The organism is Providencia sp. PROV174, from assembly GCF_028480685.1.
In the GTDB taxonomy this organism is placed as follows: Bacteria; Pseudomonadota; Gammaproteobacteria; order Enterobacterales; family Enterobacteriaceae; genus Providencia; species Providencia rettgeri.
The window spans coordinates 356,739-372,606 of the sequence record NZ_JAMPOT010000009.1 but is presented as its reverse complement, the minus strand read 5'-3'; the positions used below and the strand labels follow the sequence as shown (position 1 = coordinate 372,606).

Annotated in this window: 19 protein-coding genes; 12 read left to right on the top strand and 7 right to left on the bottom strand. The window is 41.1% G+C overall.

Going from position 1 to position 15,868, the window contains the following annotated elements:
- Positions 1-3: 3 nt before the first annotated feature.
- The 3 genes from PSE60_RS09130 to flgA form a co-directional block, all read right to left on the bottom strand.
- A complete protein-coding gene (locus PSE60_RS09130; RefSeq protein WP_272665202.1) occupies positions 4-444 on the bottom strand; it encodes a flagella synthesis protein FlgN in 441 nt (146 codons plus the stop codon).
- Positions 445-455: 11 nt separating this feature from the next.
- Complete coding sequence (gene flgM / locus PSE60_RS09125) at positions 456-758, bottom strand: flagellar biosynthesis anti-sigma factor FlgM (RefSeq protein WP_272665201.1); 303 nt, start codon at positions 756-758, stop codon at positions 456-458.
- A gap of 369 nt (positions 759-1,127) precedes the next feature.
- Positions 1,128-1,796 (bottom strand): flagellar basal body P-ring formation chaperone FlgA, encoded by a 669-nt coding sequence (gene flgA / locus PSE60_RS09120; protein WP_272665200.1) that lies wholly within the window; start codon positions 1,794-1,796, stop codon positions 1,128-1,130.
- Positions 1,797-2,002: 206 nt separating this feature from the next.
- On the opposite strand from flgA, the gene flgB reads away from it, so the two are divergent.
- The 12 genes from flgB to cui all read left to right on the top strand — a co-directional run bounded on the left by flgB (position 2,003) and on the right by cui (position 13,020).
- Positions 2,003-2,416 carry a flagellar basal body rod protein FlgB gene (flgB, locus tag PSE60_RS09115; RefSeq protein ID WP_004255669.1) on the top strand — a complete coding sequence of 138 codons (414 nt, stop codon included), beginning with the start codon at positions 2,003-2,005 and terminating at the stop codon, positions 2,414-2,416.
- 5 nt (positions 2,417-2,421) lie between these two features.
- Positions 2,422-2,826: a flagellar basal body rod protein FlgC gene (flgC, locus tag PSE60_RS09110; RefSeq protein ID WP_004909868.1), complete on the top strand. Its 405-nt coding sequence runs from the start codon at positions 2,422-2,424 to the stop codon at positions 2,824-2,826.
- A 12-nt stretch (positions 2,827-2,838) separates the two neighbouring features.
- Positions 2,839-3,696, top strand: coding sequence for a flagellar hook assembly protein FlgD (locus tag PSE60_RS09105; RefSeq protein WP_272665199.1), 858 nt, complete (start codon positions 2,839-2,841; stop codon positions 3,694-3,696).
- A 27-nt stretch (positions 3,697-3,723) separates the two neighbouring features.
- A complete protein-coding gene (gene flgE / locus PSE60_RS09100) occupies positions 3,724-4,992 on the top strand; it encodes a flagellar hook protein FlgE (RefSeq protein ID WP_004909872.1) in 1,269 nt (422 codons plus the stop codon).
- A gap of 15 nt (positions 4,993-5,007) precedes the next feature.
- Positions 5,008-5,763 (top strand): flagellar basal body rod protein FlgF, encoded by a 756-nt coding sequence (locus PSE60_RS09095; RefSeq protein ID WP_109911160.1) that lies wholly within the window; start codon positions 5,008-5,010, stop codon positions 5,761-5,763.
- An 18-nt stretch (positions 5,764-5,781) separates the two neighbouring features.
- Positions 5,782-6,564 carry a flagellar basal-body rod protein FlgG gene (gene flgG / locus PSE60_RS09090; RefSeq protein ID WP_004909875.1) on the top strand — a complete coding sequence of 261 codons (783 nt, stop codon included), beginning with the start codon at positions 5,782-5,784 and terminating at the stop codon, positions 6,562-6,564.
- A gap of 70 nt (positions 6,565-6,634) precedes the next feature.
- Positions 6,635-7,417 (top strand): flagellar basal body L-ring protein FlgH, encoded by a 783-nt coding sequence (locus tag PSE60_RS09085; RefSeq protein ID WP_371031807.1) that lies wholly within the window; start codon positions 6,635-6,637, stop codon positions 7,415-7,417.
- Between the two features lie 35 nt (positions 7,418-7,452).
- A complete protein-coding gene (locus PSE60_RS09080; RefSeq protein ID WP_272665198.1) occupies positions 7,453-8,556 on the top strand; it encodes a flagellar basal body P-ring protein FlgI in 1,104 nt (367 codons plus the stop codon).
- The gene (gene flgJ / locus PSE60_RS09075) at positions 8,556-9,536 is read left to right on the top strand and encodes a flagellar assembly peptidoglycan hydrolase FlgJ (RefSeq protein ID WP_272665197.1); all 981 of its coding nucleotides are present in this window, start codon (positions 8,556-8,558) and stop codon (positions 9,534-9,536) included. The genes PSE60_RS09080 and flgJ overlap by 1 nt, the downstream gene beginning before the upstream one ends.
- 141 nt (positions 9,537-9,677) lie before the next feature.
- Positions 9,678-11,321: a flagellar hook-associated protein FlgK gene (flgK, locus tag PSE60_RS09070; RefSeq protein ID WP_272665196.1), complete on the top strand. Its 1,644-nt coding sequence runs from the start codon at positions 9,678-9,680 to the stop codon at positions 11,319-11,321.
- Positions 11,322-11,349: 28 nt separating this feature from the next.
- Positions 11,350-12,285 (top strand): flagellar hook-associated protein FlgL, encoded by a 936-nt coding sequence (gene flgL, locus PSE60_RS09065; protein ID WP_272665195.1) that lies wholly within the window; start codon positions 11,350-11,352, stop codon positions 12,283-12,285.
- Between the two features lie 201 nt (positions 12,286-12,486).
- The gene (cui, locus tag PSE60_RS09060) at positions 12,487-13,020 is read left to right on the top strand and encodes a colicin immunity protein Cui (RefSeq protein WP_004255638.1); all 534 of its coding nucleotides are present in this window, start codon (positions 12,487-12,489) and stop codon (positions 13,018-13,020) included.
- 26 nt (positions 13,021-13,046) lie between these two features.
- On the opposite strand, the gene PSE60_RS09055 is transcribed toward cui, so the two are convergent.
- The 4 genes from PSE60_RS09055 to fliQ form a co-directional block, all read right to left on the bottom strand.
- Complete coding sequence (locus tag PSE60_RS09055; protein WP_272665194.1) at positions 13,047-13,604, bottom strand: colicin-like pore-forming protein; 558 nt, start codon at positions 13,602-13,604, stop codon at positions 13,047-13,049.
- Positions 13,604-14,371 (bottom strand): hypothetical protein, encoded by a 768-nt coding sequence (locus PSE60_RS09050; protein ID WP_272665193.1) that lies wholly within the window; start codon positions 14,369-14,371, stop codon positions 13,604-13,606. The genes PSE60_RS09055 and PSE60_RS09050 overlap by 1 nt, the downstream gene beginning before the upstream one ends.
- A gap of 423 nt (positions 14,372-14,794) precedes the next feature.
- Entirely contained in the window at positions 14,795-15,574 is a 780-nt protein-coding gene (gene fliR, locus PSE60_RS09045) for a flagellar biosynthetic protein FliR (RefSeq protein WP_272665192.1), read from the bottom strand.
- A gap of 2 nt (positions 15,575-15,576) precedes the next feature.
- Positions 15,577-15,846 (bottom strand): flagellar biosynthesis protein FliQ, encoded by a 270-nt coding sequence (fliQ, locus tag PSE60_RS09040; protein ID WP_004255630.1) that lies wholly within the window; start codon positions 15,844-15,846, stop codon positions 15,577-15,579.
- Positions 15,847-15,868 lie beyond the last annotated feature (22 nt).

Genomic DNA, 15,868 nt, shown 5'->3' with positions numbered 1-15,868 from the left:
ACCTTAAATCGAAATTTTCTTACCTAATGCAGGGCGCTTTGACTCTAAACCATCAGCACCATAAGTAGATTGGTTATTATGCTTTTTCACGAAATTTAGGCGCTGAGCATTCAACTCAATGTGCAATTGCAGCATCTGGTGATTACGATAATTCAGCTCTTTTAGTTCACTAGTTAAGGTCTTAATAGCTTCCCATACCCCAGCTAGTGCGCCATGACTCTCATAAGGTGCACTGACTTCTGCCTGTGTTTCTAATGCCAAGCGATTTGTTTCACCGTGGCCAATCGCAGCAACCAGAAAACGTTTTTGCTCAGTAGTTTCCTGAAAAGGCGAAGGTGGCACACGGTGATAACCTAATAATAACTCTTCATTTTTCATTACTATCTGCAATGATTGCAAATGAGAGAGTTGTTGCTCAAGTAATATTAGTAATTCGTCAGTCATGATGTTTATTTTTATTTCATTGATAACATGCATTCATGGGCATCACGTAAAATGCCATCAGCAATTTTTCCAGCGTCCATTTTTAAGGTGCCATCTTTAATAGCTTGTTTAATTTGTTCAACTTTAGCACTATTAATGTCGCTTGCTTGTGGCTGTAATAACTTCTTTTGCAGCTCACTAGGGACAAATGAACTCTCTTTAACGATTTCATTTGTAGATACTTTTCTGTCGCGCATCGGGGCAGCCGCATTTTGTGGGTCGCGGTTTGTCACCTGAGTTAGCGCAGAAATTGCAGATGTTTGCTCAATAGCCATAATATGTTTTCCTATTCCCGATTTTTGTCATATGTGAGTTATCGGCTTATATTTATGAATCTTTAGTGTCTATAGTGTTACAAAATATTGCATCATTCACCAGCTATACTCGTCATACTTCAAGTTGCAGCGTTGTTGACTGCGCTCAGCTAGCCGAATCACATACTCATGTATGCTCATCGGTCTATCTTCACTTGTCGCCTAGCTGCAACTCGAATTATTTAGAGTATATACTCGTATTACTGCAAGTTGCAGCGTTGTTGACTGCGCTCAGCTAGCCGAATCATAGACTCATGTATGCTCATCGGTCTATCTTCACTTGTCGCCTAGTTGCAACTCGAATTATTTAGAGTATCAATGGGATTATCTTTATCTTAATACCACTTGAACACTGCCATTTTCTAGCGCTTCCCCATTCACTACTTGCCCATTTAACAAGCGGACTCGGGTATTTTGGCCAGCAGTGGCATTATTAATCGCGCGACCTTCATATTTCACTGAAAAATTATCACCATTGGCGAACACAAATACCGTTTGTCCCGCTTTTATTGCCCAAGGCTGTCTTGTCATTGATTTTGTGAATGTTTGCCCGGCAGGAATATTACGCAGGGCTATCGCACCACGTAGCGCGATTTTATCAGTGCTTGCACCTGCGGGGAGTTTATGTAATAAGCCCTTCTTGGTGCCGATATCGACAAATTGTATTGATTCCCCTCTATTTATATTACGTGTTGCCACGTAATACTGGCCTGTCACATTCACGGTAAGCTGAATAAACTGCTTTTTCTTACCACACTGTATCGGTAGGGAAACATTACCCATATTGCGCCCACCAACTGGGGGGTTGAGCTGGGGGTTTTCACAAGTCGGCCAACGCTCAATCGGCGTTTTAATCTCAATTGAAACTTGCTTGCCTTTACCATGAATTTGTCGAAAGTATTGGTTGATATTTTGAGGTAACGACGCTTGAGAAAGCGTTGGAGTAAGTCCTAACAAGCTGATTACCAAGTAAAATGGCAATTTCTTAGCGTAATTCATCCCTTTTATCTCCCCCAGCAAACAAACTTTTTCACGATTGCAGTTTACGCAGCTCTGTAATAACGAATGAGCCAAATAGGTCAATTATTTTGCCTTTATCTCGCCATTAGAATTTTTCGTAGGCCGCTAAGATATGCAGGTCGAATTTTAATTTTTACTCGCGAACGTTCAAATCAGGGATCGCGTTATCTCCATTGAGGGCCACTATGATTGATAAATTAAACGCCACGTTTGCTTTCCAGCAACAGGCTTTGTCAATACGCGAAGCAAGGCAGACCGTATTAGCTTCAAACATTGCTAATGCCGACACACCCGGCTACCAAGCACGTGATATTGACTTTAATCGTCAACTTCAACAAGCCATGGATAAAGGTGTGGTAGGGGGAAAAGGTGTGACTCTTGCTGTCACTTCAAAAGGGCATATCGAAGGGCGAGGTGGCAAAGCCCCCAATATTGACCTGAAATATCGAGTTCCTTACCAAACCTCAATGGATGGTAATACGGTAGATATGGACATTGAACGTAGCCAATTCGCAGATAACACCCTGAAATATCAGGCCGACCTTACATTCATCAATAGCCGCGTCAAAAGTATGTTGGCTGTCTTACAGCAAGGGTAATCTTCATGGCTTTACTGAGTATTTTTGATATCTCTGCATCCGCATTGACCGCGCAATCTCAACGCTTGAATGTCAGTGCGAGCAATATGGCAAATGCAGAAAGTATTGCAGGGCCTGATGGCCAACCATACCGTGCAAAACAAGTGGTTTTTCAAATGGCACCACAAGGGCGCCATGAAGTAGGTGGTGTGCGTGTGAGCGAGTTGATAGAAGACCCTACGCCACCTCGTATGGAATATAAGCCCGGCCACCCGTCAGCGAATGAAAAAGGCTATGTGCAAATGCCAAATGTCGACATGGTCGGTGAAATGATCAACACCATTTCAGCTTCCCGTAGCTATCAAGCCAATTTAGAAGTGATGAATACAGCAAAAACCTTGCTGCAAAAGACACTCACAATAGGCCAGTAAGGGAGCGTTTTCATGGGAATTGCAGCCACAATGTACGACCCTTTGGATAATACGACCGCTGGCCCTGAGCCGTCTGCGAGTAATGTGCCAAAGAAAAGTCAAAGTGACGATATGCGTGACACTTTTTTAAAAATGATTGTCACGCAAATGCAAAACCAAGACCCAACCAAGCCAATGGAAAACACGGATTTAACCAGCCAATTGGCGCAAATAGCCACGCTTGAAAGCATGAATAAACTCAGTGATAGCGTGAGTGGTATTTCCCAGCAAATTGGTTCAGGTCAGTCATTACAAGCCACTCAGCTGGTTGGTAAGGGGGTGCTTATTCCGCGCAATGAAATCATCTTAGCACCGCTCAAAAAAGAGAGCACTGGTGAAGACAGCAATGTAACTAAGCCATCAAACCCGCTTCCAGATGAAGGCATCAGCCCAAATAGCCCTTCAACTTTTGGACTGAGTAATAAAGAGGCTATTGAAGGTGAAGATGGCGGTGAAGAGCCGCAATCTGAATATATTTCTTCGCCGTTTGGTTTCTTTTTACCGAAATTGGCAGACAAAGTTGAAATTACTATTCGTGATAAAAACCGAATGGTTGTGCGAACCATTACCTATGATACGGAAGTTAAACCCGATATCTATGATATGGCGTGGGATGGTCGTGATAACAACGGAAACTTAGTCACAGATACAACAGGAAAATATTACTTTGATGTGAAAGCCGTCAGTTCGGGGGCTGAAATCGAAGTCACCAAACTGGGGTATACCCGTGTTAACGGTGTGACTCCAGGGGCTGACGCACCATTACTTGATGTTGGCATTGGGCAAAGTGTCCCGCTGAGCAGCATTTTCAAGGTTTATCCATCTTCTTAATTTACCCCCAATACTCATGGAGAAAATATGTCTTTTTCACAAGCAGTCAGTGGCTTAAATGCAGCCTCAGCGGGGCTTGATTCAATTGGTAATAATATTGCCAACTCCGCAACAAATGGTTTTAAAGGGGCGACAACCTCATTTGCAGATATGTTTGCAGGTTCAGGTGTTGGCCTCGGTGTTAATGTGGCCGCGGTGACACAAAATTTTAAAGATGGCCCAATCACGCGTACTGATAGAGCGACAGATGTTGCTATCTCCGGAAATGGTTTTTTCCGTGTACAAGACCAAAACGGTGATACTTATTACAGCCGAGATGGCCAATTCTTACGTGATAAAAGCGGTAATCTAGTGAATAACCAAGGTATGGTGGTCACAGGTTACCCAGCGAGTGTCGATGAAAAAGGCAATGTTACCATTCAAAGTGGTGGTGTACCTGAAGGCTTGAATATCCCAACGGATATGATGGATGCAAAAGCATCGGAGTTAGCGAAATTAACCATTAATTTGAATTCAGAAGACAAAATCAAAGATAAAGCTTTCGATGTTGATAATCCTGATGATTCCGCGACTTACAATTTCAGCACAACCATGACGGCGTATGATAGCCAAGGTAACACGCATGAAATCTCTGTTTATTTTGTAAAAACAGCGGACAACAAGTGGACGGCTTACGCTAAAGACGCGAATGACACTGCAGCAACTAAGCTGGGGGATATGTCATTTGATGGTAACGGAAAATTGGTGACAGAAACGGTAACACCAGGCCCGAACCCAGGTGATGACCCTGTTGTAACGCCAATAGAAACAACGTTTGATTTTGCATACAAAGGGCTAAATGGTGCAAATGATGGCACTTTAAAAGTTGATTTAGGGAAAACTCGTCAACAAAAAGTCAGTGAATCTTCCGTCAGCGCGATTGATGTGAATGGTTATCCTGCTGGTGAATACACCACCTTTAAAATCGAAGATAATGGTTTGATTACTGCTAACTATTCTAACCAGCAAAAACGTGTGGTTGGCCAAGTGGCGTTATCCGCTTTCGCAAACCCAAATGGTCTGGTATCCCAAGGTGGTAACGTTTGGGCCTCATCCAACGCCTCTGGTAACCCAATGGACGGTGTTCCGGGTGTCGGCCAGTTTGGTAAATTAACCAGTGGTGCATTGGAATCCTCTAACGTGGATATGAGCCAAGAGTTAATCAGCATGATTGTGATGCAGCGTAATTACCAATCAAACGCGCAAACCATCAAAACACAAGATCAGATGTTACAGACGCTGGTTAACTTACGATAAAACAAGAGGGTGGCCATGGATCACGTCATTTATACCGCTATGGGGGGAGCGCGTCATGCGCTGGAAAACCAAGCGATTGTTTCAAATAACATTGCCAATGTGTCAACTGCAGGCTTTAAAGCGCAATTGTCCGCAATGCGTGCCGTACCGATAAATGGTGACAGCGAGCAAACCAGAACGCTGGTGGTGGCATCGACTCCTGGTGCTGATATGAGCCAAGGGCCACTCAATTATACGGGTAAACAAACCGATGTTGCGTTAAACGATAAGCATTTTTTGGCTGTTGAGTTAGCCGATGGCACAGAGGCTTATACCCGTAACGGTAACATTCAAGTATCTAGCGAAGGTGAACTTGTCATTGGCGAGCGCCGCTTACAAGGTGATGGTGGGCCGATTAACGTTCCGCCAAATGCAGAATTAACCATTGGTGCAGACGGGACAGTTACCGCACTTTTAGCCACTGACCCGCCAACAATGTTAGGGCAAATCGGGCGTTTAAAAGTGGTTGAAGCGCAGCCTCAAGACTTGATCCGCGGTGAAGATGGTTTGTTCCATTTATCACCACAAGGGCAAGCGGCAAATGGCAATGCTTTACCACAAAGTGAACGAGGAATTGTCACCGCGGGAGTCATTGAAGGCAGTAATGTCAATGCCGCGGAAGCGATGGTTTCTATGATTGCCAATGCAAGGCACTTTGAAATGCAAATGAAAGTTGTCCGCAGTGCTGATGAAAATGCACAACGGGCGAACCAACTGCTCGCTGTTAGCTAATTTCACAAAGGAATTATTATGATCCGCTCATTATGGATTGCCAAAACAGGGCTTGATGCTCAACAAACTAACCTTGATGTTATTTCCAATAACTTAGCCAACGTTAGTACGAATGGTTTTAAACGCCAACGTGCTGTTTTTGAAGATTTAATGTACCAAAATATTCGCCAACCGGGTGCCATGAGTTCAGAACAAACTTCGTTACCATCTGGTTTACAAATGGGTACAGGTTCACGCCCTGTTGCCACAATGCGTATTCATGCGCAAGGCGCATTAAATAAAACGGGAAATACCAACGATATCGCTATCAGAGGCCAAGGTTTTTTACATGTGCAAATGCCGGATGGTACAGATGCTTATACTCGTGATGGGGCATTACAGCCAAACCAAGATGGCCAGTTAGTGACTTCAAGTGGTTATCAAATCGTTCCTGCGATTATGATCCCCGATAACGCGAATAGCTTGTCAATTGCGCGTGATGGTACCGTGACTATCACCGTATATGGCGATAACCAACCACAGCAAATTGGCCAAATAACATTAACCACCTTCATTAATGACGCCGGTTTGGAAAGTATGGGTGAAAACCTATATATGGAAACCGCAAGTTCGGGCGCACCAAATGAGAGCGCACCAGGTACTAACGGTGCCGGTTTACTTTATCAACATATGTTAGAAACCTCTAACGTTAACGTGGCAGAAGAGTTGGTTAACATGATCCAAACTCAACGTGCTTATGAAATCAACAGTAAGGCGGTATCCGCTTCTGACCAAATGTTACAGCGCTTAACGCAATTGTAATTGGTAAAAAATACGTAAAAATAACTCATTGCGATAGTGATGAGTTATCAATGAGAGGGATCTCTTCGTGATGATAAAACGTACACAGCAGCAAAAGAGTAACATGATGATTGAAAGCGGCACGATTTCTCAACAGCAAAAAGCAGCGTTGCTAACGCGTTTCATAGCGCCTAAACAGGCAGGGTTACTTGCCGTTTTGGTCTTAGTTACCAGCGGTTGTGCACAAATCAAATCGCGTCCATTAGTGGACACACAAACCACTGCAATTCCAACAGCACCGACAGCACCTGCACCCAATGGCTCGATATTTCAAAGCGCGCAACCCGCTTATTATGGTTATCAACCGTTGTTTGAAGACAGGCGCCCTCGTAATGTTGGTGATATTTTAACCATCAATTTGCAAGAAAACGTGAGTGCGAGCAAAAACTCCTCTGCGAATGCCAATCGTAGTGGGAAAACAGGTTTCTTAGCTGCGATCTTACCGGGTTTCATGCAAGGGTGGATTGGCGGTAAAAACACAGAATTAGATATTAAAGGCAACAGTGACTTTAGCGGCAAAGGCGGTGCCAATGCCAACAACACCTTTAAAGGCACCATCACTGTCACAGTAGACCAATTATTGGCGAACGGTAACTTACATGTGGTTGGTGAGAAACGTATTGCGATAAACCAAGGTACTGAGTCGATTCGTTTCTCGGGAGTGGTTAACCCACGCACTATCGGTTCAGACAATCATGTGAGTTCGACACAAGTCGCTGATGCACGTATTGAATATGTGGGCGACGGCTACATTAACGAATCGCAAAACATGGGATGGCTACAACGCTTTTTCTTAAATGTTTCGCCTTATTAATTAAACATTAGCGAGAAAACAGCCGAGATAATTCAATGAAAAACAAAGTATTAATTTTGCTATCACTATTTTTTTGCTTCGCTTTTTCAGGATACAGTGAGCGTATTAAAGATTTAACTACCGTTCAAGGTGTGCGAGATAACGCGTTGATTGGTTATGGTTTAGTCGTTGGTCTGGATGGAACAGGTGACCAAACCATGCAAACGCCGTTTACCACACAAAGCTTGAATAACATGCTATCACAAATGGGGATTACGGTTCCGCCGGGTACCAATATGCAATTAAAGAATGTGGCTGCGGTCATGGTCACCGCGAAATTGCCACCTTTTGCACGTACTGGGCAGTCCGTAGATATTGTTGTTTCCTCAATGGGTAACGCGAAAAGCTTACGTGGTGGTACATTGCTGATGACCCCCCTAAAAGGGGTTGATGGGCAAATTTATGCAATGGCTCAGGGTAACATCTTAGTGGGTGGTGCGGGCGCTAGTGGCGGTGGGAGTAGTATTAAGGTCAATCAACTCAATGGTGGCCGTATTACAGGTGGAGCAACTATCGAGCGCGAATTACCGAGCAGTTTCGGGCAAAACGGTGCGATTAACCTGCAATTAAACGAAGATAGCTTCACATTGGCACAAGATATTGCTGATGCAATTAACCGTATGGGCGGTATGGGAACTGCATCGGCGTTAGATTCAAGAACGGTACAACTACTGGTGCCAGCTAATAACCGTGACCAGGTGCGTTTTTTAGCCCGGGTACAGGAACTGAATGTACGTGCGCCAGTGGCTGAGGCGAAAGTAATCCTCAATTCACGTACGGGATCTGTGGTGATTAACCGCAGTGTCACTTTAGATAGCTGTGCTGTTGCACACGGCAGTTTAGCGGTTACGGTAGAAAGACAAACTCAAGTTAGCCAACCGGATACCCCATTTGCGGGTGGGCAAACCGTAGTGACTCGTAATACCAATGTTGGGGTGCGTGATCAAGGTGGGGCGCTGCAAAAAGTCAACGCAAGTGTGCAATTAAATCAAGTTATTCAAGCGCTGAATACACTAGGTGCAACACCAAACGACTTGATGTCGATATTACAAGCGATGGAAAGCGCAGGTTGTTTACGCGCGAAACTGGAGATCATCTAATGAGTGATATGCAGCTATTGCAAGGTGCCGCATTTGATTTACAGTCACTGGGGCAGTTAAAAGGTGAACTGAATAAAAATTCGGAGCAAGGGCTGCGCCATGTCACGCAGCAACTTGAGGCAACATTCGTTCAATTGATGCTAAAAAGTATGCGTGACGCACTCCCACAAGATGGCTTATTTTCCAGCGACCAAACACGCATGCTGACCAGTATGTATGACCAGCAAATCGCCCAAGATCTTTCGCAAAAAGGTTTAGGTTTTGGGGAAATGATGTACCAGCAGCTTACTCGAGACCAACACACTTCAAGTGAGCCAACATCCAACAGCCTGCTACCGTTAGATGAAAAAACAGCGCAATCATTACCGCCATTTAATATGGAACAAATGATGCGCCACTTTGCACCAATGGGCGATGCACTATCGGCACCATTCCAAAAAATCAAAGTATTATCGCTTAACAGCAGCAATTTTATTAGTCGCTTAATTGGCCCCGCAAAAGCTGCGAGTCAAGACAGCGGTATTTCACATTTTCTGGTCTTGGCACAGGCAGCATTAGAAAGTGGTTGGGGTCAGCGAGAAATTCTGAAGTCAGATGGAAAAACCAGTCATAACTTATTTGGGATCAAAGCGGGAAAAAACTGGCAAGGGCCTGTCACGAATATTATGACAACAGAAGTGATTAACGGCAAAACCATCAAAATGCGTGATGATTTCCGCGTTTATGGCTCTTATGAAGAGGCGATTGCGGATTATATCAATCTATTGACAGAAAATCCGCGTTATAAAGATGTCAAAAAAGCGCCGACACCAGAGATTGCTGCGCGCCGTTTACATCAAGCAGGATATGCCACAGACCCGAGCTATTCGGACAAATTGATCACCTTGATTAATCAAATACGTGGTCATCAACCAATAGGTAGTCATTCTGCTTCAAGGGCTGTACAGGCTTATACCATAGATTTGAACGATATCTTCTAAAAATACGGAATTATTGGGAGTTTGGACTAAACAATTACGCTGAATTTCCGATAACCAAATATGCTCTAAATAATTTGAGTTGCTATCGCTTTCATTGTGTCAGCCAATGGTGGCGATAAGCACCCAGAACAGGAAAAGCTTATGCTGAACAATGTAATGAATAATGCGCTCAGTGGTGTGAACGCTGCACAAGGCGGGTTAAGTGTTATTTCTAACAACTTAGCCAACGCCGGTGTGGGTTACTATCACCGCCAAAGTGCTGTTTTCGGGGAGAATCCCGGTACGATGACACCTAATGGCTATTTTGGTAACGGCACTTATTTCAGCCATGTTCGCCGTGAGTTTGATGAATTTATCAATGCGCAGTACAGCCAATCCCGCGCACGTAGTGGCGACTATGAGGCGTACGTTAAAAATTGTAATAAAGTTGATGATTTGCTTACTAATGATATTGAAGATATCTCAAGCAATATTGGTAGCTTTTTCACCGCGTTAGATGCCGCTACCAGTGATGCAAGTGACAAAACGTTGATTGACGTTTTTTTAGGCAATTCAAATGCATTACTAAGCCAGTTTAAAGAAGCGGATCGTCGTTTGCAGGAAATGGAACGCGATACCAATCACCAGATAGAAAATAAAGTAAAAGACATCAATATCTACGCTGAAAAAATTGCCGGCTTAAACCAGCAAATTTCACGGATCCGTTCAGTAAGTGGTTCAGAGCCAAACGATTTATTAGATGTGCGTGACCGTTTAGTTAATGAAGTTAACTCATTAATTGGTGTGAAGGTTATTGAGCAAAACGGTAACTATAACGTGACTTTTGCCAATGGGTTACCGCTAGTCACGGGGGAGAAAGCTAATCGTCTGGAAGCGGTTCCGTCTTCTAAAGATGATAGCCGTTTTAGCATTGGTTTTGTTGGTGCTAATGGGCAAGTCCGTGAAATTCCTGACGAATCATTTCGTGGTGGGGAACTCAGTGGTATTTTGCGTTCTCGCCAAGAAGTCATGGACCCGGCTTATCAAAAACTCAATAAGTTAGCATTAGTTTTCGCGACTAAATTCAATGAAGTACATAGCAAAGGTTATGATGCCAACGGCAACACGGGCAAAGACTTCTTTGAAATTGGTAAAGGTACTGTTGTTAGTAACACCCATAATAGTGGCAAAGCGGACTTTGATCTCAGTTATAGCGATGTGTCTAAAGTCACAGGCAATAACTACGAAATGCGTTTTGACGGCAGTGAGTGGAATGTCACTCGTTTACCAGAAGGTATCAAAGTACCTGTGGATTCAAATACGGCAGGTACACTGAAATTTGATGGTTTAGAAATCAAAATCAGTAATAGCACGGGTATGTCAAAAGGTGACTCATTTCTGGTGAAGCCAGTGAGTGGTGTGATCAACGGTATGCAGACCTTGGTCAGCAATGAATCCGATTTTGCGGCAGCGGGAAGCAAAGACAGTGGCCCTGGTGACAATGAAAACATTAAAGAGCTGGTTAAATTACAAGACGAAAAACTGATTGATGGTAGTTCTACGTTTTCCGACTTCTATGCAACGCTAGTTAATGATGTGGGTAGTAAAACCAAGCAAGCGCAAATTGATTCAGAAACACAGAATAAGATGACCGAGAGCTTCTATGAGCAAGAACAAGCTATCTCGGGTGTGAATATGAATGAAGAAAGTATTCAGATGCAGAAAATCCAACAGTTTTTCAATGCCAATGCGCAAGTGCTAAAAACGGTGGATGATTTATTTAACGCATTGATGCGTGCATTCTAAATATTAGCGATAGAATAAGGATTTAGCGATGCGTTTAAGTACCAATATGATTTATCACCAACGCTTGCAAGACATGAACAGTGCGCAAGCGCGTTGGATGGATGCAGGGAGCCAATTAGCTTCTGGTAAGCGTGTAAGCAAACCCTCTGATGACCCGCAAGCATCTTCGCAAGCGGTGCGGATTAATCAGTCAGAAAACCGTAACCAACAATATGTAGCCAGTCGTGGATTTGCTAAAACGGGAATGACGTTGCAGATGAGTATTTTGACTCAGATGACAGATGTGACGACGCAAATCGATACCACGATTATTCAGGCATCAAACCAAGGCACTTTAAGCGATAAAGACCGCAATACTTTGGCTGAGCAGCTAACGGGTTTAAAAGAGCAATTAGTGGCGTTAGGTAACTCGACAGATGGAAATGGTCGGTATATTTTTGCGGGTTTTAAATCAGATAAACCGCCATTTGAAATTGATGCTAGTGGTGAAGTGCTCTATCACGGCGGTGATAAAGCCATTATGCAGAATGTGGCGAGTGACCGTGAGATGACAACCTATTTCACCGGTGCACAAGTGTTTGATACAGACAGTAATGGTGTGGTCAATATTTTTAAAGCATTGAACACAGGTATCGAATCACTGAAAAAACCATTACAAGGTGCATCTCAAGCAGATATAGACCAAGCGCAAGCAGAGTTGGGTGAAGCGAACAGTGCCATCAAATCCGCATTAGATCAAATTTCCAATATTGAAGCTAAGCAAGGTTTGCAGCTACAGGAAATTGATAAATTAGACTTTTTAGCTGACACGCGCTCTATTCAAAATGCGGCCCGTAAAAGTGAGTTGTTAGAAACCAACTGGACTGGCACCACCACAGATTATTATAAAGAAAAAGCGATGTTTGAAGCTTCACAAAGTATTTTTAAAGACTTAAACAGCATGTCACTTTTCGGCAGCCGTTAATTATTTAATATTATTTTTACTCACCGCGCTTTGGAGTGATCCAAGCGCGGTTTTTTTGAGCTTTAAAAATGCTATGTTAGACAATATGTTATAGGTTTGATGTAAAAAATTTGAATTAATGTTTTATTACGCAATAAACTTTAATAATTAAATGATAATATGTATTATTCTCATTTGAGTGTTTTGTGATATAGGAGATTTATGCGAGTTTTTAAGGTAAATACTAAATGGGTTTTCACTATTATTGTTTTATTAGGAGCTATTCCTTTAGCTGCAATATGGCTAAATGTGTTCTCAAATTCTACTGTAACTAATATTAATAACTGGTTGGGTGAGTTACCTGTAATTTACTCAGATAAATTTCCAAATGAAAGCTACATGTCAGCATTATATTGTAAAATAACTCCTTTAATTTCTGTGTTATATTACATACTTATGTGGAACTCTATAGAAATAAAAAAAGAACACTTTAAGTTATACAATGATGGAATTCTCACGCTAATTTTTGGTTATTTAAGTTCTATTTTTATTATCGGTATAATGACATATATAAATTATTTCTTAGATTATAATATATCATCTGGAAATAGAAAATTAAGTTCAATCTCTGCATTCGAATTTACTTCTTTCATTTATTATTATGCGATTTTTATTTCTATATTCATTGTTACTTGTTTGGCCATAAATGCATTTATATTTTTACCTGTAAAATATAAATTAAAAAGATGGGGATAAAATTTCCCCTTTCTTTCTTCTAGAATTTAGTTAGCCAAGGGAATAAGCTCTTTGTTGACCGCATCAGCAAAGTTAGCATCAATAAAAGATGTAACCACACTTGTTAGTACAATAGTAGCTACAGAAATGGCTGTTGCTGAAAGGGTAAATGGTAATAATAAGCTTAAACTTCCAGCGGTAAATGCTAATACAATTGGTGTTGCTACTCCAGCTAAAGCCATAGCTTTAACTTCTAAAAGTAAAGGTTTCCAGTCACCAGTTTCAAAACCTTCTTCAACTTTGTTTTTTATTTTATCAAATTTTAAAAATTTATCAGCAATTTTAAAGGTAGTTCCTAATTTATATAAATTTTCAGATAATTTTTTTCCGTCAACTGCCTTAATCGCTTGAGTTATGGCGGGGAGATCTTTTTTATGGATGTTAAGATAAGGATTGCTGAGTGATTTTCCTAGAATTCTTAATGCATCATTTGTGTTTTTTATTTTTTTACCTTTAAATGTATTTAATTCATTAATGATTTTATTAGATGTAGACTTATATTTATCACCAAAAAACTTAGATGCTTTTTCACCTACATCTGTCATTATTTCTGATGCAGACTTAATTGCCTAATTTGTTTGTAATTTTTTAATCTCATTTTTAACTTTACTCTGAATTTTTTTAAGTCATTATCAGCTTGACTTCTAGCTATAGCTTCATTAATAAGGGTATCTAATGCTGAATAACTTTCAAGATCTTGAGGCATCTTCTTGTAAAACTTTTTAGAAGCATCATTGAAGTTGCCTTTTTTAATTGCCTCTATCATTTTTGGGTAGTTTTTAATGTTTTTAGTGCCACCTAAAGTATTTAAGTACGTTAAAACCGTAGCCGTTTTAGGGTTTATTTTACTAAATATTGTACTTTTAATATCCCTGTCAATGTATTGAACCCTCCCATTCGCCACTCTTCTATGTAATAGATCAAATAGGTTCATATACTTTGAGAACATTTCATTTCTGATTTTTTTAGTAGGAATAATACCATTCTTATGAAGGGTATTAGCGAGTTGGTTTTCTACTTTATTACGGTATTCATCATAAACTCTAACGAATGGAACACCAACACCCATACTTTTTACCATTGCCTTCTTTACATCTTGCTCATTGGGGCTTTTTAATAATTCCTCGCATAGTTTTCTGAAATAAATACATTTCGGCTCACCACATACAGGGCAGATCATGTCAGGTTTCATGCAATATACATTAGCAGCATCACTTAACGAAATATTACCATGTGCTGTGGGAGCGATTCCATCGTATATCAAATTATCACGGAAACTACTATGTGGGGTAACTACCATTACATCATTCATCTGATTTCCTCTTTATGAAAATATAAATAAATTACAATATTTAAATACATTCATTAAAGAAATGAAACAATACACAAAATATAATGACACTTATTAAAATATTAATGAGAAGTCAATGATGTGAGAGAATGGCTATTGTGACATGTTCAGAGCGACACTGGCATATAAATTTACTTGCGAAAATAAATTAATTTTATACCTAAATTTTAGTTAGGTTTAGTATTGGGTATTTACTGAGACTGTCATTAGATAGTTTAGAAATGTATCAAATAATAGGTGATATTTACAACTATACTAGTTGCTTTTAATATAGACTACAAATAGGAAATTAAATCAGTTTTTCTTGGGCTACTTTAATTATCAAATTCGAAAAATTACTTTGATAATAAATTAATCATTAATTAATTGATTAATTATCTATTCTCAAACAAACAAATTAAACATCAATGATAACTGCTCAAATGCTTGGTGGATAAGCCGTTCCGTGTAGCGGGGAAGTATGGAAATAATCAACCCTAACATACTGATACCGATGGTTAATGTAAGGGGGAAACCTACCACAAACACGGATAGCTGTGGGGTCATTCGGTTTAGAATACCGAGAGCAAGGTTAAGAATGAGAAATAGTGTAATGAACGGCAGTGCTAGCATTAACCCATTAATAAATATAGTGTTAGCAAATTGAACAAACACCCAAAAACCATCGCGATTTAATGGTGCGGTTTGAATTGGGATAAGTTCAAATGAATTGACCAGAATATAAATAAGCCACAGGTGCCCATCGAAAGCGAGAAACAATAAAATGGTGATGACGTTAAATATGCGCCCTAAAATCGGCATATTAGGTCCACCGGTCGGGTCAAAAAAGGTGGCGAACGATAACCCCATTTGCAAACCAATCACTTCTCCCGCATGGCGCACGGCAGCAAATGCCATTTGCATTGTGAGTCCCATCGCAATACCAATCACCATTTGCTGTACGATAACCCATAGCCCCATGGCAGAAAATAGGGGAATATTTACGACAGGAAGTTGTGGGGAAACAATCAAGACGACAAAAAAAGCCAATGCGACACGAACTTTGGTAATTGCCTGTTTTTCATTAAAAAAGGGCGCTGTACCAAGCAGCGCCAAAAGGCGTATGAAAGGGTAAAAACCTTGGCTTAGCCATAATGTGAGAGTTTCGCTGGTAATGGTTAGCATTGTTAGCCAATAATAAACGGTAAATTGCTCAATAATGATCGCATATAATCGGTAAGCAAATTCAGCATCCAGGGCCCTGCAATAATAATCACGGAAATGACCGATAAAATTTTAGGGATAAAAGATAGCGTCATTTCATTCACTTGTGTGGCGGCTTGCAGTAAGCTGATAATTAAACCTGCAGCTAAAGCGGCTAATAACAAGGGAGCCGCTAGCATCAGTGCAATTTTCATCGCCTCAGTTCCCATCGCCATCACTGATTCAGGTGTCATAACTACTCCGAGTAAAATAATC